General features: G+C 52.0%; 17 protein-coding genes and 6 tRNA genes. 5 read left to right on the forward strand and 18 right to left on the reverse strand.

Annotation, left to right across the window (positions count from 1 at the left end; genetic code table 11):
- Position 1: 1 nt before the first annotated feature.
- The 15 genes from L9H78_RS05850 to L9H78_RS05920 form a co-directional block, all read right to left on the reverse strand.
- Positions 2 to 526, reverse strand: coding sequence for a hypothetical protein (locus L9H78_RS05850; RefSeq protein ID WP_249617243.1), 525 nt, complete (start codon positions 524 to 526; stop codon positions 2 to 4).
- Positions 523 to 1620 carry a glycosyltransferase family 4 protein gene (locus L9H78_RS05855; RefSeq protein ID WP_249619536.1) on the reverse strand — a complete coding sequence of 366 codons (1098 nt, stop codon included), beginning with the start codon at positions 1618 to 1620 and terminating at the stop codon, positions 523 to 525. The genes L9H78_RS05850 and L9H78_RS05855 overlap by 4 nt, the downstream gene beginning before the upstream one ends.
- A gap of 11 nt (positions 1621 to 1631) precedes the next feature.
- A complete protein-coding gene (locus tag L9H78_RS05860) occupies positions 1632 to 2609 on the reverse strand; it encodes a phosphatidylinositol mannoside acyltransferase (RefSeq protein ID WP_249619537.1) in 978 nt (325 codons plus the stop codon).
- Positions 2606 to 3229, reverse strand: a complete 624-nt coding sequence (gene pgsA, locus L9H78_RS05865; protein WP_021352572.1) for a phosphatidylinositol phosphate synthase — start codon at positions 3227 to 3229, stop codon at positions 2606 to 2608. Before pgsA ends, L9H78_RS05860 begins: the two co-directional genes overlap by 4 nt.
- Positions 3222 to 3824: an HIT family protein gene (locus L9H78_RS05870; protein ID WP_024272711.1), complete on the reverse strand. Its 603-nt coding sequence runs from the start codon at positions 3822 to 3824 to the stop codon at positions 3222 to 3224. The genes pgsA and L9H78_RS05870 overlap by 8 nt, the downstream gene beginning before the upstream one ends.
- Positions 3787 to 5850: a threonine--tRNA ligase gene (thrS, locus tag L9H78_RS05875; protein WP_249619538.1), complete on the reverse strand. Its 2064-nt coding sequence runs from the start codon at positions 5848 to 5850 to the stop codon at positions 3787 to 3789. The genes L9H78_RS05870 and thrS overlap by 38 nt, the downstream gene beginning before the upstream one ends.
- A 149-nt stretch (positions 5851 to 5999) precedes the next feature.
- On the reverse strand, positions 6000 to 7220 hold the full coding sequence (locus L9H78_RS05880) for a Dyp-type peroxidase (RefSeq protein WP_249620748.1): 1221 nt from the start codon (positions 7218 to 7220) through the stop codon (positions 6000 to 6002).
- 157 nt (positions 7221 to 7377) lie between these two features.
- Positions 7378 to 8007, reverse strand: coding sequence for a copper chaperone PCu(A)C (locus tag L9H78_RS05885; RefSeq protein WP_249619539.1), 630 nt, complete (start codon positions 8005 to 8007; stop codon positions 7378 to 7380).
- A 121-nt stretch (positions 8008 to 8128) separates the two neighbouring features.
- Positions 8129 to 8728, reverse strand: coding sequence for a copper resistance CopC family protein (locus tag L9H78_RS05890; protein ID WP_249619540.1), 600 nt, complete (start codon positions 8726 to 8728; stop codon positions 8129 to 8131).
- 211 nt (positions 8729 to 8939) lie between these two features.
- A tRNA-Gly gene (locus tag L9H78_RS05895) sits at positions 8940 to 9012 on the reverse strand.
- A 60-nt stretch (positions 9013 to 9072) separates the two neighbouring features.
- Positions 9073 to 9145 (reverse strand) — tRNA-Val (locus L9H78_RS05900).
- Positions 9146 to 9178: 33 nt separating this feature from the next.
- Positions 9179 to 9249 (reverse strand) — tRNA-Cys (locus L9H78_RS05905).
- 45 nt (positions 9250 to 9294) lie between these two features.
- A tRNA-Gly gene (locus tag L9H78_RS05910) sits at positions 9295 to 9367 on the reverse strand.
- A gap of 30 nt (positions 9368 to 9397) precedes the next feature.
- Positions 9398 to 9470: transfer RNA gene (locus tag L9H78_RS05915), tRNA-Val, on the reverse strand.
- A gap of 80 nt (positions 9471 to 9550) precedes the next feature.
- Positions 9551 to 9623, reverse strand: a tRNA-Gly gene (locus L9H78_RS05920).
- Positions 9624 to 9796: 173 nt separating this feature from the next.
- Here L9H78_RS05920 and L9H78_RS05925 point away from each other — a divergent pair.
- The 3 genes from L9H78_RS05925 to msrB all read left to right on the forward strand — a co-directional run bounded on the left by L9H78_RS05925 (position 9797) and on the right by msrB (position 12216).
- Positions 9797 to 10513 carry a pyrimidine reductase family protein gene (locus L9H78_RS05925; RefSeq protein WP_249619541.1) on the forward strand — a complete coding sequence of 239 codons (717 nt, stop codon included), beginning with the start codon at positions 9797 to 9799 and terminating at the stop codon, positions 10511 to 10513.
- A complete protein-coding gene (locus tag L9H78_RS05930; protein WP_249619542.1) occupies positions 10513 to 11718 on the forward strand; it encodes a glycosyltransferase family 87 protein in 1206 nt (401 codons plus the stop codon). The genes L9H78_RS05925 and L9H78_RS05930 overlap by 1 nt, the downstream gene beginning before the upstream one ends.
- 96 nt (positions 11719 to 11814) lie before the next feature.
- Complete coding sequence (msrB, locus tag L9H78_RS05935) at positions 11815 to 12216, forward strand: peptide-methionine (R)-S-oxide reductase MsrB (protein ID WP_249617252.1); 402 nt, start codon at positions 11815 to 11817, stop codon at positions 12214 to 12216.
- A gap of 87 nt (positions 12217 to 12303) precedes the next feature.
- Here the strand turns inward: msrB and hemQ are convergent, their stop codons facing one another.
- Positions 12304 to 13038 (reverse strand): hydrogen peroxide-dependent heme synthase, encoded by a 735-nt coding sequence (hemQ, locus tag L9H78_RS05940; protein WP_249619543.1) that lies wholly within the window; start codon positions 13036 to 13038, stop codon positions 12304 to 12306.
- A gap of 225 nt (positions 13039 to 13263) precedes the next feature.
- Between hemQ and L9H78_RS05945 the strand changes: the two genes are divergently transcribed.
- Both L9H78_RS05945 and L9H78_RS05950 read left to right on the forward strand, forming a co-directional pair.
- The gene (locus L9H78_RS05945) at positions 13264 to 13866 is read left to right on the forward strand and encodes a DUF3000 domain-containing protein (RefSeq protein ID WP_052013793.1); all 603 of its coding nucleotides are present in this window, start codon (positions 13264 to 13266) and stop codon (positions 13864 to 13866) included.
- Positions 13867 to 13942: 76 nt separating this feature from the next.
- Positions 13943 to 15166, forward strand: a complete 1224-nt coding sequence (locus tag L9H78_RS05950) for an HRDC domain-containing protein (protein WP_249619544.1) — start codon at positions 13943 to 13945, stop codon at positions 15164 to 15166.
- On the opposite strand, the gene dxs is transcribed toward L9H78_RS05950, so the two are convergent.
- Positions 15138 to 17039 (reverse strand): 1-deoxy-D-xylulose-5-phosphate synthase, encoded by a 1902-nt coding sequence (gene dxs / locus L9H78_RS05955; protein WP_249619545.1) that lies wholly within the window; start codon positions 17037 to 17039, stop codon positions 15138 to 15140. The two genes, L9H78_RS05950 and dxs, sit on opposite strands and share 29 nt — an antisense overlap.
- A 126-nt stretch (positions 17040 to 17165) precedes the next feature.
- On the reverse strand, positions 17166 to 18392 hold the full coding sequence (locus L9H78_RS05960) for a class I SAM-dependent RNA methyltransferase (protein WP_336621386.1): 1227 nt from the start codon (positions 18390 to 18392) through the stop codon (positions 17166 to 17168).
- Position 18393 lies beyond the last annotated feature (1 nt).

Consider the following 18393-nt stretch of genomic DNA (forward strand, 5'->3'; position numbering starts at 1 on the left):
CTTAAGAACTCAAATACGAAGTATATTGAAAGAAATCTGGTAGCGGTGCTCTACCACCCAAGCGGAAATTTTTTACCAGCGGGCGCAACCTTAAGCCACGTGTGCTCGCAACTGCTTCATTGTAAAACCTATGTGCAAGCTCAACGCGTACATCCGCATCAACCAGCTCCGCATAATGGGAACTGAGTTCGTGGGCAACAAGGCTGCCGGTTGCAGAATCATCCGCAGATTTGTCCGCCACAAACTCTTTGTTGACCCTGGCGGATAGTTCCCGTTCTGCAACTTCTCTCGGAGCCAAATTGTCATGCGCGAGACGAATCGATTCCACTTCCCTAGCTTGGGGAGCCAAATGGGTACTCACAACAGCAACCACAGCCACTCTACGATCAAGTGCTGCTTGCAATGATTGGAGTGCCGCATCGAGTCGGATGTGCAAGCGATGTAGGCGCTGCGCAGTAAAATAAATCCATAATAATGCACTAACGACACAAATCAATAGCAATGCGAGAGCAAGATCAAACATCATTTGCCGTATCGCACCTTCGTACCGTTGACTACGGTTTCATACACCGTTTCTACCTGCGTTGCGACGGATTCCCAATCAAAGTTGTGTGCACGCTTGATCCCTGCTTCCACTAAACGCCTTCTATGCTCGAAATTATCAACAAGCATACGCAAAACGCGCATGAGGTCAGTGCTATCACCGGTCCGGAACAATACCCCCGCGGGTGATTCGTTCGCTGCATCGCATACAACTTCAAAAGCCTCAAGGTCACTAGCAACGACGGCACATCCTGCCGCCATCGCTTCGACTAACACAATTCCGAAGCTTTCGCCCCCTAAATTGGGTGCGACATAAATATCAGCACGACCCAAAATCGCGGCCTTTTCAGCATCACTCACCCGTCCGACGAAATCTATCCCCGGTACTTCGCGCTTGCGTCCTCCGCCCATGATCGTCACCCGCACGTCTCGGTCGAGCTGGTGCAGGGCTTCTAATAGCACGTCCAGACCTTTACGCGATTCGTCTAAGCGTCCGAGAAACACGATCTCAACCGGTGCGGTTTTCTCCTCTAACGGAACACGGTGTTGGGCATAGACTGAAGTATCGACGCCATTCGGAATCAGCACCGGGTCACCACCGAGTTGTTCGACTTGCCAGCGACGCGCCATTTCCGATACTGCAATGCCCGCTCGAACCTTGTCCAAAACTGGCCGCAAAATCGGCTTGAAAATATTCAAGAGCACAGAAGACTCCGCTGAGGCATGATAAGTGGCGACTATCGGCCCTTGCGCCATTCGCAGAACCGCCATCGAATAACTCGGTGAATTCGGTTCATGGATGTGTAGAACGTCAAACTGTCCTTCACGAAGAAATCTTTTTACGGTTCGACGAACGTGTAGACCAAAGGACAAACGCGCAACTGAGCCGTTATATCGGATGGGAAACGATCCACCGCCCTTAACAACAAAATCAGGAACGTCAGTTTCTTCAGCAGCTGGACCAAGGACACGAACGGTGTGTCCACGAGTAATCAGTATTGTCGCAAGGTCATAGATATGAGCCTGCACCCCGCCCGGTTCATCAAAAGAGTATGGACAGACTATTCCAATGCGCATCGTGAATCGACCTATTTTTCTTCCTGGGTGTGCGCACGCAAAGCATCGATTTGTTCTTGGTTCATCCGCTCCGGATCGAGGTCTCGCAACCACACGGGCTGCAGCATATGCCAATCTTGCGGAGTTTTCGCGATATTCTCAGCGAATGCATCGGCTAGACGCTGAGTTGTCGATTGCACATCACTGACCTCAATTTCGTGAGTGGCCGCTAGGCCCCAATTCGGCGATGCACCATCGTCAATTCCTTGGTACCACGAGTGCACAGCAAACAAGGTAGCTCCGGTCTCTCTGGCAAGAGCAGCTGGTCCCGCCGCCATAGAAGCAGGTTCTCCGAAGAAGTCAACAATCACTCCGGTATTCTTCAGGTCACGCTCGCATAATAGCGCAACAACCCCACCATTATTAAGCACTTGTTTAAGGTACGGAAACGGGGGTTTATCCCCGCCAGTGAGAGGGATGACATCAAACCCAATCGAGTTGCGATATTCTACGAAAGCGTCAAACAAAGATTCAGGTTTAACTCGCTCGGCAACTGTAGCAAATTGTCCGTAATGGGCGACAACAAACGCACCAGCCATATCCCAATTGCCGGTGTGCGGCAGCGCGAGCACTACTCCACGCCCACGACTTAGCGCGGCGTCAAAAGCAGAACGCCCAGCTACACCTGCAGCGAGCCGTTGCGGCAGGTTGTGTTCGTACTGCATAGTAGGAAGCCGGAAGGCTTCTAACCAATAACGGAAGTAGCTCCGTATTGAGTCGCGTACCAATTGTCTAGTCACGTTTTCAGGTCCGACGACACGGGTCAGATTCTTCCGTAGCTGTTCAGGACCTTTGCCATTTCTGCTAACCACGTCGGCAATTTTTTCAAAGATCCTGTGTGTTAACCATAAAGGCAAACGCCGCACTAAGGACCATCCTGCAAAATAGCCGTAGGCCACGATGTTCTCTTGCCATGGAGGGCCTTTGTGTAATCCGAAATCTTTTTTCATGCAGTGGCCTTCCTCGCAATAGAGTCGAGACGCCGGGCCATAGAAATCCGCTGGTAAACCGTAAACACCGAACCGACTGCTAAAATCCACAATGCGAAATCAATCGCGTACGGCACCCCGAGGCCTTGCAGACCAATTCCGGCTAAAGCAACGATCAAACGTTCCGGTCGTTCTACAAGCCCTCCAACCAGATTCAACCCGGACGCTTCACCGCGAGCCTTGACATAACTGATGACTTGTGAAGACACCAGGACCAATAGTGAAGCTACTATCAGAGGTTTTGGGGCGTCGTAAGAATAAATCAGCCACCAAGTAATTGCCGCAAACAGCGCGCCGTCAGTGATTCGGTCGCATGTAGCATCCAATGTCGCTCCGAAACCAGATGCCCCGCCTTTCAGGCGTGCCATCGTGCCATCTATCATGTCGAACGCGGCAAACAGTCCTGACAAAATTGCCGCCCACAATAGAAAGCCTGCAGGAATCAATACGACGGCAATGGCAGTAGTCACAACTGCCCCAATCACCGTCACCATATTCGGGGTTAAGCCAGCAGCAATTGCCAATTTGGCGAGGGGTTCTACAACCACTGCCGCGGGTTTTCGACCATGAACGCTAAGCATCGGTGGCGTTATTCACTCCCTCATTATCAGTATTTTCTGCGGCAATTTCTGCCCAGCCTTCCGCCAGAATACTGCGTGTATCCGCTAATAACTCCGGCAACACCTTAATTCCATCAATTATTGTCAAGAAATTGGCGTCACCTTGCCAACGCGGCACCACATGCATGTGTAAGTGGTCGCGAACGCTACCGCCACTAGCCCCGCCGAGATTCATGCCGACATTGACCGCATGTGGACTGGAAACATGCTTTAAAACCCGAATGGCCATCTGGGTGTACTGGAACAATTCCACCGACTCTTCGAAATCCAAATCTTCCAGATTCGAAACTTTTCTATACGGAACTACCAGCATATGACCCGCATTATAAGGGTACAGATTCAGCAAGGCATAGACCTTTTCACCTCGAGCAACGATGAGTCCGTCCTCATCGCTTTTCTTTGGTGCCTCAAGGAAGGGATCTTCGCTTTTTGCTGCAATATAAGCCTTACGATACGGAGCCCACAGGCGCTGCAAACGATCCGCTTCCCCAGCGCCCTGGTCAACCCACTGCTGCTCGTTAATCTCGTTTGCCAAAGGTCTCCTTCGACGGTGCATCGTTACGACGCTGAACGATCCACTCACTAATCAACGTAACCGCCTCAGCGACGGGAACCCCGTTTAACTGTGTGCCGTCGAGGAAGCGGAATGATACTGCCCCGGCCTCCACATCACGTCCACCGGCGAGTAACATAAATGGGATTTTCCCGGTGGTGTGGTTACGAATTTTCTTCTGCATCCGGTCGTCGGAAGTATCCACGTCCGCGCGAATGCCCCGTGCGCGCAACTGTGCCGTGATCTCTTCCAAGTGAGGAACAAACTCATCAGCTACCGGGATGCCCATCACTTGCTGCGGCGCAAGCCAGGCCGGAAATACGCCGGCGTAGTGTTCGAGCAAAACGCCAAAGAAACGTTCAATTGATCCAAACAGGGCGCGGTGCACCATGATCGGGCGTTTTTTGCTGCCATCTGGCGCCGTATATTCGAGCTCGAAACGCTCCGGTAAGTTGAAGTCCAGCTGAACGGTCGACATCTGCCAAGTACGACCGATGGCATCGCGCGCCTGGACCGAAATCTTCGGCCCGTAAAATGCAGCACCTTCGGGGTCCGGCACCAAGCTCAGCCCCGAAGAATCAGCGACGCGTTGCAAAATGGCAGTCGAGCGCTCCCAGATCTCATCAGAACCAACGAACTTCTTCGGATCTTTGGTGGAAAGCTCTAGATAGAAATCATCCAACCCATAGTCACGCAGTAGAGAAATGATGAAATCGATGACTTTCCGAAGCTCATCTTCCAGCTGGTCTTCCGTGCAATAAATGTGGGCATCGTCCTGGGTGAAGCCACGTGCGCGGGTCAGGCCGTGAACGACTCCTGATTTTTCGTAACGATAAACCGTACCGAATTCAAACAGACGCAACGGCAATTCGCGATAGGAACGTCCCCGTGACGCAAAAATCAGATTATGCATCGGACAATTCATTGGCTTAGCGTAATAGTCTTGCGGCGGCTTAGTAACGCTGCCTTCCGCATCATATTCACCGTCAAGCTGCATTGGCGGAAACATGCCCTCGGAATAGAAATCCAGATGGCCAGATTTGCGGAACAGATCCCCCTTAGTCAAGTGTGGGGTGTTGACAAAAGAGTATCCAGCTTCAATGTGGCGACGGCGGGAAAATTCTTCCATTTCCATGCGCACGGTGGCACCATTGGGATGGAAGACTGGGAACCCGGAACCTATTTCTTCTGGAAAAGAGAAAAGGTCCAATTCAGCGCCAAGCCGCCTATGGTCACGCTTTTCGGCTTCCTCCATCATCGTCTGATACGCCTCTAAAGCTTCAGACGATTCCCATGCAGTCCCATAAACTCGCTGCAAATCAGCTTGCGACTGGTCACCACGCCAATATGCTGCCGAAGCCCGGGTCAGGCTAAAGGCTGGGATGTACTTCGTCGTCGGAAGATGTGGGCCACGACAGAGGTCCGACCATTCCACATCACCGGTGCGGGGGTTGAGGTTGTCGTAGTATGTCAGTTCTCCGGCACCGACTTCCGTCGCCTCATCCGAATCCGGATCCACATTTCCCTTATCGGCTACCAGCTCAAGCTTAAATGGTTCGTCAGCAAGCGCTAACTCAGCTGCAGCGGAATCAGCGAAAACACCACGGGCAAAACGTTGTCCTGTCTTGATGATCTTTTTCATCCGCTTTTCGATCTTTTTCAGATCATCGGGAGTGAATGGTTCTGCGACCTGGAAATCGTAATAGAAGCCGTTGTCGATGGCCGGGCCAATTCCCAACTTCGTGCCAGGAAATTCTTTTTGCACAGCCTGCGCTAGTACGTGCGCACAGGAGTGGCGGATGACTCCACGGCCTTCTACAGAGCCTGCGATAATTGGCCAGAAATCGCCATTGGTTTCGGGAACATGGCTAAGGTCTTTTAGCGCACCATCGGCGTCTTTGACGCACACGACCGCTTCCGGACCTTTATTAGGAAACCCAAGCTCCTTCATTGCAGCACCAACTGGTGTGCCAGCAATAACGCTAAAAGGCTGTGCGGGGTTCGCCAAAGGCTCGAGTGTGTGGACCATGAAAGTTTGCGCTCCTTTGCGCTCATTGGCTGCGGCATACCTGGCCGCAGCCTGAAGAAAACTAGTTACCGAGCCATTTTAGCGCCTCAGGTTTTGCACGTTGCATCCAGGCTAGCCAACACCAGCTCCGAGACGTACAGCACTCATACTTACCCCTTACCATGAGCCTCTAGTAAGGATTGCCCCCAATACTCATCTCGTCCCTTACCTTCTACATCGGTTCCGGGAGGGATAGCCCAGACCGACGATCCAATGTGCGTAATCCACTCGTTAAGTCTGTCGACTTCGTCTAAACGGCTTTGAATCGGAATAAATTGGTCACGCGGGTCCTGCTGGAAGCAGATAAAAATCAGCCCTGAATTCGAAAGCTGACCGTCTCCCGGCTCTGGTGGCAAATCGTAGCTAAACGGACGACGCAAGAGTTTCTGTTGCGGTTTGTCTAGCGGATTGCGCGCGCGTGCCATGTGACTGGTGGGATCAATAACAGGTAGTCCAAATTTATCGCGGGCGGCAAAATCTGGATCATCGTGTTCTTCTGTTCCGGTCAATGGAGCCCCGGAATCGAGTTTCCGTCCCATAGCATTTTCGCGGGATGCCCGGTCTAGTTTCTCCCATGTATCCAAGTTCATCCGAATGCGTCGAATAACCATCGCACTACCACCATGTATCCATGATGGTGCAGGAGAGTCATCTTCGATAAAAACTTGGTTGGCAAATTCTTGCTCTGCCCTGGGATTTACAGTTCCATCGAATTGTCCGAAAAGATTACGCGGCGTAGTGGACTTAGCGCGGGCGCCATCAGCATGGTTGAACCCTTGTTGCAACCACGCGACATCGACGTAATCTACGCCAGAACGAATCATATGACGCAATGCATAGGCCGCTGTAATTGGCTCATCAGAGCCGATCTGAAGCATTAAATCGGCTTCACCCCACCGGGGATCTAATTGATCACGGTCAAATTTTGGCAACGGCGCCAACCAGTCTGGACGCTGGTCTTCAGCACCGATGACGGTAAACAGCCCGGGACCAAAGCCAACAGTGATGGTCAGGTTTCCAGGAATATGCAACAATTCAGGCTCCAACGTGCCACGGGGTGCGATACCGGCGGTCAATCGCCGCGCGTCCTCAGTCCATAGCTTCAGAAGCCTAGCTACTCCAACGCGATCCACGCCTTCCTTCAGGTGGAAAGCAACTATATTGACGCGTGCCTGCTGTGCTTCTTTTATCCCTGCCTGATGTTCACCATCGAATTCCACGACGGCGTTTTGCAACCTTACGTCAGCCATGCCATCGCTACCGGGAACATCGTTTCGGCTTTCCCGGCCTACAGTAGACTGCTGAGCTTGGGAGCATCCCTGCAAAGCCATCGCGGAAGCGCCAGTGCCTAAACCAGCGAGAAAGTGCCTGCGTGAAAAACCAGCCACGAAACTAGCTCCTTTGTAATGCTATTGCCCGTTATCGTTTAGGTTCTTTCCTCAGCGTTGCGGTCGCTGCCGCGATAGTGCCGCAAGGAATTAACGATTCTTACTTGTTGTGGTCGCCGTGGTCGTGACCTTCATGATCATGGTCGCTATGACCGTGACTGTCATGGCCATGACCATCGTGACCTTCTAGATCACCATATTTTTCATCTCCCGGGCCGATAGTACGGACCGGAACGGGTTCTAGGTCCACTTCCGTGCCGTCACTAAGCTTAAGTGTGATGACGATTTCGTCCCCAGCAGCGATTTCTCCGTCATACTCCATGATCATCAAGTGATCGCCACCCGGCTGCAGTTTGTGTGACTTCCCGGCAGAGATTTTCAATTCCTCTTCCCGCTCTCGCATGGAACCATTGACAACCTCATGGATTTCGTACCGCGCCTCACCTAAGCTCGTGGTGAAGCTTTCGATGACAATATCTTCACCTGAGGTGTTCTTCAGTTCACCGAAAATCGCTGTCATCGGTTCACCAGCAGCTTTCGCCTTGACCACGCCATCCTCCAGAATAAGCTCACTGTCAGCAGATTCCGTTGCTTTTGTGGTCGATTCGGCGGCAGAGCTTTCAGAAGTCGCCGGTTTAGCACTACTGTCGGCTTCATCATTCGCGCATGCAGCCAAGGTCAAACCTGCTGTCAGAAAGAGAGCGGTCAATGGTAGGGCTTTATGCTTCATAATTTTCATCCTCTTCGCTTTAGACGACTTACACTAACTAGATTGCATTGTTTTACAGTGTCCCAGATTCCTATTGCACAGGACGAATACCGTGCTCGAAATCCGCACACTATGTCAGTTATTAGTTATCGAACCGCTTACGTTTTTGGATCAACAACACAATAACCGCAAGAGCAGCAGCGACAGCACCGATCGCAATAATGATGCTGGCAGCACCGATGCCGCCCGACTCGTCAGCATTGTCGGTAGATTCATCTGTCTCGGTGGATTTGCTATCTGCACTGGACCCCGAGTTTGTGGATCCCTCGGCATCGGATTCATCACCAACGATGAACTCCAGACCACCGCGGGTCGCATGGCCGTCAGATGAGGTGATCTGATAGCCCAGGGAATATGCCCCATCAGGAGTATCGAGACCATCTGGCACCTCGACTGTCAGCGTCCTCCCGTCCAGCACTGGCTCAGCATCAAAGACAGTTTGACCATTCGAATCCGTTACCGCAACTGTGTTAAAGCCTTCGCGTGGTTCTCCAGAAAATTCAAGAACAATGGTCTCTGGGAATTCCTCAACGACAGCACCATCAGCAGGGTTACTATCAACGACAACATCATGAGCTGATGCATGTGGCATAGACGACCACAAAGCAGCTGCACTCAAGGCGGTCGCCGCCAAGCCTGCGTTCATACGGCGTAGATGTGTTTTCTGAGCACCATTGCCCATCAAGTTCGGCCTCCGTTTTGTTCACTAGGTGTTGAGCTTCTGACGAGTCTCACGTGAGTAGTCGTTACACCTAAACGATTAGTTCCGACGAACACCAGTTTACTAAATTAATCTCGCTCACAATGCCAAAGTGCAAACCATTCCATGCAAGCATGCGAAAGCGCCGCTTCTCCATATAAAGAAGCGGCGCTAGTCCCTTTCGGGGAACCAGAGCGGATGACGAGACTCGAACTCGCGACCCTCACCTTGGCAAGGTGATGCGCTACCAACTGCGCTACATCCGCAAAAGAAAACCACAGGCCCGGTTTCCTTGGAGAAATTCGACTTTGCCGAGATTTCTCGTGTGCGCGATACTGGACTTGAACCAGTGACCCCTACCGTGTCGAGGTAGTGCTCTACCAACTGAGCTAATCGCGCCAACAATGACGAGCTTGCCGCCATTGTGACTAGAGGTGGAAACGGGAATCGAACCCGTGTGCACGGTTTTGCAGACCGTTGCCTCACCACTCGGCCATTCCACCGTGGCAATACCGCCTCTAACAGGATACCCATAAATCGGGAACCAGAGCGGATGACGAGACTCGAACTCGCGACCCTCACCTTGGCAAGGTGATGCGCTACCAACTGCGCTACATCCGCGGGCGAGGACACCGTGAGATGTGTCCTCTGTGCGCGATACTGGACTTGAACCAGTGACCCCTACCGTGTCGAGGTAGTGCTCTACCAACTGAGCTAATCGCGCTAGCCTATGGAGTTTTCACTCGACGCTCAACACCAGGTCCAACCCATCAAAGATGAGGCCAGAACCGGCGCTTTGCGCTGAGCGGATGACGAGACTCGAACTCGCGACCCTCACCTTGGCAAGGTGATGCGCTACCAACTGCGCTACATCCGCAAGCAGTGCTTCGTGCACTGCTTAAGAAACTCTAGTGGCACCGCTGTAGAAATACCAAATCACGAGGTGAGACCCGCCTCCAGGCCCCTCGACTATACGAGCCTATACCTCAACGAGTCTTTCCCCCCCCCCACTTGATCTTCTCCCGAATCTACGACTGTAATATGAGCGATATGCACAACTGGCCCAGTATCGATCAACTTATCGGCCCAGAACGGCGAAACCAAGACGACTACTGGGTTCGTGCAGTCTTTGCAACCACCATCACCGGCTCCACATCTATCAACGGCCGTTCACAGGATCTGGGCAACCAGCTAGATACGGAATTATTGCTAGGGCTTCGCGAATGGGCAGAGGTAATACTCGTCGGTTCAGGGACTGTTCGTGCAGAAGACTATGCCGGCGTCCAACCAACCGATAAAAAACCAAACCCAGCGCCGCTGGCAGTCATGACTTCATCACTAGATTTCGACTACGACTCACGATTTTTTCACGACTACCATGTCCCACATTTGTTCATGGTGCCCGAATCTTCGTTGCAGGATCCAACCAACTACACCAAGGTTCAAAAGTTGCAAGCCTTCGGAGAAGTTATTTCCACCGGCAGCGGTACAGTACGGGAATGTATAACGACATTGGTCAATCGTGGCTTTGCACGCATTAGCTGCGAAGGTGGCCCTTCGATTTTGGGCGGCTTAATTTCGGCAAACGCTGTAGATCAGTTTTATCTCACTATCGATCCCACCTTGACCAACGCGGTGGAATCACCAATTACTCGCTGCACCAGTGACACAACCGTCAAACACAAAATGCGTTTAGAATCTTCCATGCACTGCCCAGACAGCACACTCTTTCTGCGCTACGGCCACCCGCGGGTAAACTCAATGTGATGAAGGAACTCGAGCTACCGCAGGTGTCTAATCAGCGCTTACAGGCTTTTTTATGGCCACTCGCTATCCTGCTTGGGTTGCAGCTAGTGTTGGTCGACAGCTTCAACGGAGCAGTCACCGACGACTTCACAACCGTCTATTCTGCCTTACAACGCTTCCTTGACGGAGAGAATGTTTATCAACAGATCTACCACCACACTGATCCGTTGTACCTTTACAACCCAGGCGCTACGCTTTTGCTATCTCCACTCGGATTTGTTACCCATGCCGGAATTGCACGAGCATTATTCATCTTCGCTAATTTCGGCGCCATCATAGTCTCGTTGGGTATCTTAGTCCGGATGTTCGGATTTTCCCTGCGGAATCCTATTTTTCCACTGACGATCACAGTAGCCACCCTGACCGAATCTGTCCGCAATACCCTTATTTTTTCCAACGTCAACGGTCTGCTCCTACTTGCACTCGTAAGCTACCTATGGTGCTTGACTGAAGAGCGCCGTTGCGCCCGTTGGACTGGCGGGATCATCATCGGACTCGCGATTCTCATCAAGCCGCAGTTTGCCCCACTGCTATTTATACCTTTGGTTATGCGCTGGTGGTCCACGATATTCATAGGCATCGCGGTGCCCTTAGTTCTCAACGTCGTCGCTTGGCCAATAACCCCTGGTGCTGACAACTACCGCACAGAACTCATCCCGCATCTACGTCAGACTCGAGATTTCGCTAATTCCTCATTACCGGGGCTTGCCGAATATTTCGCCATGCCCAGCTGGCTGTACTACTTATTGTGGATCTTTTTTGCGGGTCTAGCCGTCATTTCAGTACTCGCACTGTTATCTCTGCGTAAAAAAGACCATCTGCTCTGGCTTGTCACTACAGCTGGAGTATTGTTCTGCGGTGTCTTCTTCTTGTCTTCTTTAGGACAAATGTATTATTCCATGCTGCTGTTTCCAATGATTTTCAGCGTAGCCAGGCAACGCAGCGTGTTCCATATCTGGCCATCGTGGTTAGCAGCAATTTTGTTCTTATTTCCAGTAAGTTGGGCTACCACATGGACACCGCGTGACTTTCCCCCACTGGGGATATGGCTAAACTATTTCGCTGCGACCGCTGGCTGGGGCCTATTGCTCTTGACCACGGTGTGCTGTTCCGTAGCATGGCATTTACACGACCGACAGCATACGGACTCGCAACCCGGTAGTTAACTGCGGGCCATGCACCAGAAGCCCCGATAAAAGCGTACGGAAAATGAAACACCTGCGATGTTCTACTCCCGCTTACGCAGGCGTAGAATATCGCCCATGACAGATTTTTCCTTGATTGCCGATGACCAATGGCGCAAACGCCTCAGCGCGGAAGAATACCATGTGCTCAGAGAGGGCGGCACCGAAGCTCCACACACTGGTGAATACACAAACACGACCACCGAGGGCATTTATTCCTGTCGAGGGTGCGGTGCAGAATTATTCCGCTCTACCCAAAAATTTTCGTCACATTGTGGCTGGCCATCGTTCTTTTCGCCACTGGCTGGTGACTCCGTCATTGAGCGGGAAGATCACTCACACGGAATGGTGCGTACGGAAGTCCTCTGCGCCAGCTGCCACTCACATTTGGGGCACGTATTCGCTGGGGAAGGCTATGACACCCCCACCGATTTACGGTACTGCATTAATTCGGTGGCAATGACGCTCAAAGAGTCCTGAGTCTAACAGGTTTGAGGTGCTAGTAGCACTAGCACCTCAAACGGTGGAATACCGACGGTATTGAATGCCCTAGACCTTTTCTAAGGCTTAGGGAAGAATCTGCACCAATTCGTCCAAGTTTTCCACCATTCGACCGGTGTAAAACGGCAATTCTTCACGTACGTGTAACCGGGCCTCCGTGTAGCGCATGGTGTGCATCAAATCAACGATGCGTCCCAAGTCTTTGGCTTCAAACGACAACATCCATTCGTAATCACTCAGCACGAAGGCAGCGATGGTATTAGCGCGCACGTCAGCAAAATCACGCGCTTTCAAACCATGCTCACGAAGAATACGGGCACGTTTTTCCTCGTCCATGATGTACCAGTCATATGAGCGAACGAACGGGTACACGCAGCACCACTTTTCAGGCGATTCTCCCATGATGAAAGCTGGGAGGTGCCGTTTGTTGAATTCTGACGGGCGGTGCACACCATTTCCGGCCCACACCAACGAACTGGCCTTACCCAAAGAAGTCTCACGACGGAATGCAGCAAAAGCCGCTTGCAACTCCTCGAAGTTTTCTGCGTGCCACCAGATCATGAAATCAGCATCGGCTTTCATACCCGCAAGATCATAAATACCACGAACGGTCACGAGACCTTCGTCGGCAAGCTTGTCAAAAAACTCTTGCGACTCAGCTGCCATACGCTCGCGCGATGCTTTATCGCCAGCACTGAATCCCTCATTAAGCTTAAACACCGCGTGCTGGCTGTAACGCTGCAGGTTATTCAGCTCATCGTAATTCAGTTCTTGTTGGGCTTCGTGTTCAGACGCCGGCATGAAAACCTCCTGGTTTTGCAAGTTTAGTTCGCAAAATTATCGTGACAAGCAAAGTTTTTGGAGTGATTTGCGCACAAGGCACAAAGCGAAACCCAAAAGCAGTGCTCACCGAACAGTGACCACGCAATAGGTGGTTCTGCCACCAATCCTACCCCACGGCGCGCCTTCACCACTATGAAGAGTCTCAACATTAGGTTGAACCTTGTGAATGAGACAGATGCGTCGATGAACTTGCAGGGCACCACTGCTTCTAAGTTAGAGCGTGGCCTGACACCCCCGGCTTTTAGCGAAGCCGTGGAATCAATGCACCAGGCTAACCTGCGTCAAGGTATTTCACTCGGGACAATCCGCCCTCCCCAGCGATTAGCACCTTTTTCCCATGCAATAGGCCTGGAAGTAGACCATCTCGATAAAGAAAACACCCCAACCGATTCTGAAGGCGATGCTTTCGGTCGGCTGATTCTCCTGCATGACCCCGGAGCACAGGAATCGTGGGAAGGGGAAATGCGGTTAGTCGCCTATATCCAGGCCGACATGGAGTCAGCAGTTGCTACCGATCCTTTGTTACCCGACGTTGCATGGCAATGGCTCGAAGAAGGTTTAGAAACGCACTCTGCTGGCTACACAAACCTTGGCGGTACCGTTACTTCCACAACCTCAGTCCGTTTTGGCGAAGTCGGTGGCCCTCCTCGCGCTTACCAACTCGAATTGCGGGCATCGTGGACAGCGAAAAACAATCAACTTGCCGATCATGTGGACGCCTTTGCAGAAGTGCTCGCCCATGTCGCTGGTCTACCACCAGAAGGGGTAAGTCAGCTACGTCGCTAAAGCTATGCCGCGACAGCCTTCCCGTTTATAATCTTGCTAACTCATCTATCAGCGTATCGCCTCAAACTGAAAGATCATGACCGAATTCCTTCGTCGCCCAGCCGCGGGTATCCCGCCCGTACTGACAACCCCTCAGGACTTTCACGAAGCGGCGGAGGCAATCGCCGGTGGGCACGGACCAATCGCGATTGATACAGAACGTGCTTCCGCATTTCGCTACAACGATCGCGCTTTTTTAGTCCAGATTAAACGCGCGGGTGCCGGTACCTTTCTTTTCGCACCAGAAGGCGTCCGCCAGCACCTCACCGAAGCCTTATCACCCGTCATCAACAACCTAACTTGGGTGGTACACGCTGCAGTATCAGATCTTCCCTGTCTTGCCTGGCTTGGGCTGTACCCAGCACAGCTACTTGACACAGAACTCGGCGGTCGTCTAGCTGGCTTATCCCGTGTCGGTCTCGCTGCAATGTATGAGGATTTACTTGGCGTACGCGTAGCCAAAGAACACAGCGCGCAAAACTGGTCCTCGACGCCGTTACCCAAACCATGGGTCGCTTATGCTGCCCTCGATGTCGAAAAATTACTCGAGCTGGCTGCCGAGGTAGAGTATCTTTTACGCAGCCAAGGAAAGTGGGAATGGGCACTGGAAGAGTTCGAGTATGTGCGCAACCAACACGCCACAATCACCGGGCCAGAACCCCGCGCGTGGCATTTGATGAAAGGGATGCGCGGACTCAAAATACCTCGACAATTGGCAGTTGCTCGCGAGCTGTGGCTAATTCGGGAGACCACTGCAGCAAACGATGATGTTGCACCAGGCAGTCTACTACCGAATAAGGTCCTACTCGCCTTCGCTAATATCCGCCCCAACACGCTCTCTCAATTAACACGCGTTCGTGGCTCACAAAATTCACGGTTAGCACCAGCAGTGTGGTTGACCGCAATTCAACAGGCTGAAGCATTAGCAGAGGCGGATCTTCCAATTCCTGGAAAAGGAGAATTAGCGTATTGGTATTCCTCGGGTGGCGTTAATACCCGGAATTGGAAGAAAAACGACCCCGACTCTTGGAATACCTGGCAACTCATTCGGGACGATCTCAATGTCTTCGCCGACGAATTTGCTGTGCCTACAGAGAATTTAATCAGCGTTGCCAAGGCAAAAAATCTCACCTGGGATATTACCGTCGCGAAAACCATTCTTTCCGAAGGCGATCTAGAAGCGTCTTTTACAAAACACGGTTTGCGCGAATGGCAAAAAGATATTATTTGGCCTATTTTTGCTGATTTTCTTCCAAGCTAAGCTCTGCAAGCACATTAGCGATGCCGGTCTCGTCAAGCCCGACCTCATGCAGCAATTCGTTACGTGAAGCATGCAATGGAAACACCGATGGGAATCCCAAATGCCGCACAGGCACATCTATCCCTGCTGCAGCGAATTCTTCAGCAATCAGCGATCCAATACCACCGCGGACAATACCATCTTCTACGGTCACAACGACATCGTGATCAGCCGCCAAGCTGAACAAGGATTCTGCTACTGGGACAACCCAACCGGGATCAACGACAGTCACGTTGGAATAGGTTTTTGCCGCGGATACCGCTGCCGCGACCATGGCTCCCACAGCGATCACCAGAACTGAACGAGTATCCGGAGAAGATTCTTCAGTAACTTTATCGGCGTAATAAACAATATCGACACCATCGCGAAGATTCGCCCAAGCTGGAATTTCGACAGGCAAGTTTCCTTTGGGAAAACGCACAAGCGTAGGCCCATCGTCGACAAGCAGCGCCTCACGGAACAAACGGCCCAATTGCGCCCCATCTCGTGGTGCAGCGATACGGACTCCTGGTACGACACTCGCCACAGACATATCCCAAACCCCGTTGTGACTTGCGCCATCTGAACCAGTAACGCCTGCGCGGTCCAGGACCAAGGTGACGGGTTGTTTGAGCAACGCTACGTCCATCAAAAGCTGGTCAAAGGCGCGGTTTAAAAAGGTGGAATACACTGCAACAACGGGATGCATTCCTGCCAATGCCAGACCGGAGGCTGAAGCGACCGCGTGTTGTTCCGCGATCCCTACATCGAAAAAACGATCTGGAAAGCGCTGTGCAAATGGCGTCAAACCAGTAGGGCCCGCCATCGCGGCAGTGATCGCAACAATATCTGAGCGTTTCTCAGCAGCCACAAGCAGTTCTTCAGTAAATACTTGAGTCCAGCCAGGCTGAGATTTCGAGATCGGCAGCCCCGTAGCCGGATCAATCGCACCGGTAGAGTGCATCTGGTCGGCTTCATCGTTAACCGCATGTGCGTAGCCGTGCCCCTTTTCGGTCACAACATGCACGATAAGTGGGCCATGGTGCGTCTTTGCATAGCTAAAAGCTTGTTCCAGAGCATCAAAGTCGTGACCATCGACAGGGCCAACATATTTCATGCCTAAATCCGGGAACATCTCTGTCGGCAAGACTGTATGCTTCACGCCTTCCTTGAAAGCGTGAAGCGCATCAAACGCACGATTGCCAACCCACCCCATAGACTTCAGAGTTTTCTTTCCGTGTTCCATCAGGCCGTCGTATGGTCCAGAAATACGCAGATTAGCCAGATTTTCAGCGAAGCCACCAATCGTCGGCGAATAACTACGCCCGTTATCATTGACGACGATGACTACGTTTCGGTCTTTTCCTGCGGCGATGTTATTCAGCGCTTCCCAGCACATGCCACCAGTCAACGCCCCATCACCGACAACCGCCACCACGTTATGTTGTCCTCGCCCGTCCAGAGCGAATCCCTTTGACAAACCATCCGCATAAGCGAGTGATGCTGAAGCATGTGACGATTCTGTCCAGTCATGCTCGGATTCAGCGCGAGCGGTGTAACCAGACAACCCATCTTTTTGACGCAAAGTAGAAAAAAGATGCGCACGGCCAGTCACTATTTTATGCACGTAAGATTGGTGGGAGGTGTCGAAGATAAAGGGCTCGTCCGGGGAATCGAATACTCGATGCAAAGCCAACGTTAATTCCACCACACCAAGGTTCGGCCCCAAGTGGCCGCCTGTCACCGACACGTTCTCGATGAGAAAGTCACGAACTTCCTCGGCTAATTGCGGGAGTTGTTCTTGGGACAAAGCCTTGAGGTCGGCGGGAGTCTGTATTCCGCGAAGAAGGCTCATTGTCTCTACCTCAACTCCTCGTCTCATCTGCATTCGTCGGTAACTAACGTATCCATCTTACTCGCTACCTCCCTAGAAATCGGAACCGGCGATTTACTAGGAAAAATCTTACTGTTCACGTGCGTGTTAAGCAGATTTTCTTAATAACGCCATAAGTTCGAAGTGATGTGTTCCCGGGAATGCATTTATTAACGTGAGCTTGTCGACCCGATACCCATTATCAGACCAGCTCCGTAAATCACGCGCGCAAGTTGCCGGATCACAACCAATATGAACCACTGTTTTCGGGTCGGCCGCAGCTATTTCGTCGATTACAGCTGCCCCTGCCCCTTTGCGTGGCGGATCGAGAACTACGCAATCAGGAGCGGCTAACTGAGCAACTGCTTTTTCTACGTGTTGTTTATGCATCGAAACGTTAAGCCCTTGCAGTGCTGGTTGTGTATTCTCCAAAGCTGCTGAAGAAGTATCGACGCTGTGCAACACTGAATCCGTAGGGCTTTCTGGGTTCAATGCTCGCGCAATTGCAGGTATAAACAGACCAACGCCCCCGTACAGATCCCAGCCGATTTTTCCTGCGGGTTGTCCAGGATCAGCTAGCCATTCCTCAATAATCGCGCTATACGCCTGAGGTGCTGCGCGGTGCGCTTGCCAAAATGCGGTGACCGGAAAACGGAATGTTTGGCCATCAACGATCTCGGTGACCTCGCCGCTGCCTTCTAAAACTCTTTCGACTTTCTCCAAGCGCTTCCCACGCCCCGTTTTGCGCGACTCCACGACATGCCGTTGACCAGTTGAATCAATTGCCACAATCAATTCTGCACCCGGCCGGAAACGGCGAGCTCCGGTTCCAACGATGCCTTCACTAAGACCGTCGACGAGCTGACTACAGGGATACTGTGTAACTAGTTCATGACTATGTTTTTTCCGGAGACCAGCTTTCCCATTCTCATCCACACCGAACCGCACCCGGGTGCGCCAACCGCGTACAGGGGCAAGCTCAACTGCGTTGAGTTCTGGCAGCTCTATTTCCGAAAACTTCCCAATTCGTGCGAGCTGATCAAGAAAAACCGAACGCTTCAGTTCCGTTTCCTGGGTGGTATCAAGCGTCGCAAAGTCACAACACCCAGCTCCGGCGGCAGCCGCCTGACAGGTTGGCTTGCCACGATATTTACTGGGGGTGATAACTTCTAGGATCTCACCAGTAACGAAAGATTTCTTTTCTTTCGTAATATCAATTTTTACTCTGTCACCAGGATAAGCAGAAGCAACAAATACCACGCGTCCGTCGTCCGCAGTACCAATGCCGACACCACCATGTCCCATCCGGTCAATGGAAAGTTCGAGGTTAGGCACG

Source organism: Corynebacterium pseudodiphtheriticum (assembly GCF_023509295.1).
Classification (GTDB): domain Bacteria; phylum Actinomycetota; class Actinomycetes; order Mycobacteriales; family Mycobacteriaceae; genus Corynebacterium; species Corynebacterium pseudodiphtheriticum.

Coding starts and splice junctions, on each gene's coding strand:
- L9H78_RS05850 (WP_249617243.1), bottom strand. CDS start 526: ATGATGTTTGATCTTGCTCTCGCATTGCTATTGATTTGTGTCGTTAGT.
- L9H78_RS05855 (WP_249619536.1), bottom strand. CDS start 1,620: ATGCGCATTGGAATAGTCTGTCCATACTCTTTTGATGAACCGGGCGGG.
- L9H78_RS05860 (WP_249619537.1), bottom strand. CDS start 2,609: ATGAAAAAAGATTTCGGATTACACAAAGGCCCTCCATGGCAAGAGAAC.
- pgsA (WP_021352572.1), bottom strand. CDS start 3,229: ATGCTTAGCGTTCATGGTCGAAAACCCGCGGCAGTGGTTGTAGAACCC.
- L9H78_RS05870 (WP_024272711.1), bottom strand. CDS start 3,824: ATGCACCGTCGAAGGAGACCTTTGGCAAACGAGATTAACGAGCAGCAG.
- thrS (WP_249619538.1), bottom strand. CDS start 5,850: ATGGTCCACACACTCGAGCCTTTGGCGAACCCCGCACAGCCTTTTAGC.
- L9H78_RS05880 (WP_249620748.1), bottom strand. CDS start 7,220: ATGGCTTTGCAGGGATGCTCCCAAGCTCAGCAGTCTACTGTAGGCCGG.
- L9H78_RS05885 (WP_249619539.1), bottom strand. CDS start 8,007: ATGAAGCATAAAGCCCTACCATTGACCGCTCTCTTTCTGACAGCAGGT.
- L9H78_RS05890 (WP_249619540.1), bottom strand. CDS start 8,728: ATGGGCAATGGTGCTCAGAAAACACATCTACGCCGTATGAACGCAGGC.
- L9H78_RS05925 (WP_249619541.1), top strand. CDS start 9,797: ATGCACAACTGGCCCAGTATCGATCAACTTATCGGCCCAGAACGGCGA.
- L9H78_RS05930 (WP_249619542.1), top strand. CDS start 10,513: ATGAAGGAACTCGAGCTACCGCAGGTGTCTAATCAGCGCTTACAGGCT.
- msrB (WP_249617252.1), top strand. CDS start 11,815: ATGACAGATTTTTCCTTGATTGCCGATGACCAATGGCGCAAACGCCTC.
- hemQ (WP_249619543.1), bottom strand. CDS start 13,038: ATGCCGGCGTCTGAACACGAAGCCCAACAAGAACTGAATTACGATGAG.
- L9H78_RS05945 (WP_052013793.1), top strand. CDS start 13,264: ATGAACTTGCAGGGCACCACTGCTTCTAAGTTAGAGCGTGGCCTGACA.
- L9H78_RS05950 (WP_249619544.1), top strand. CDS start 13,943: ATGACCGAATTCCTTCGTCGCCCAGCCGCGGGTATCCCGCCCGTACTG.
- dxs (WP_249619545.1), bottom strand. CDS start 17,039: ATGAGCCTTCTTCGCGGAATACAGACTCCCGCCGACCTCAAGGCTTTG.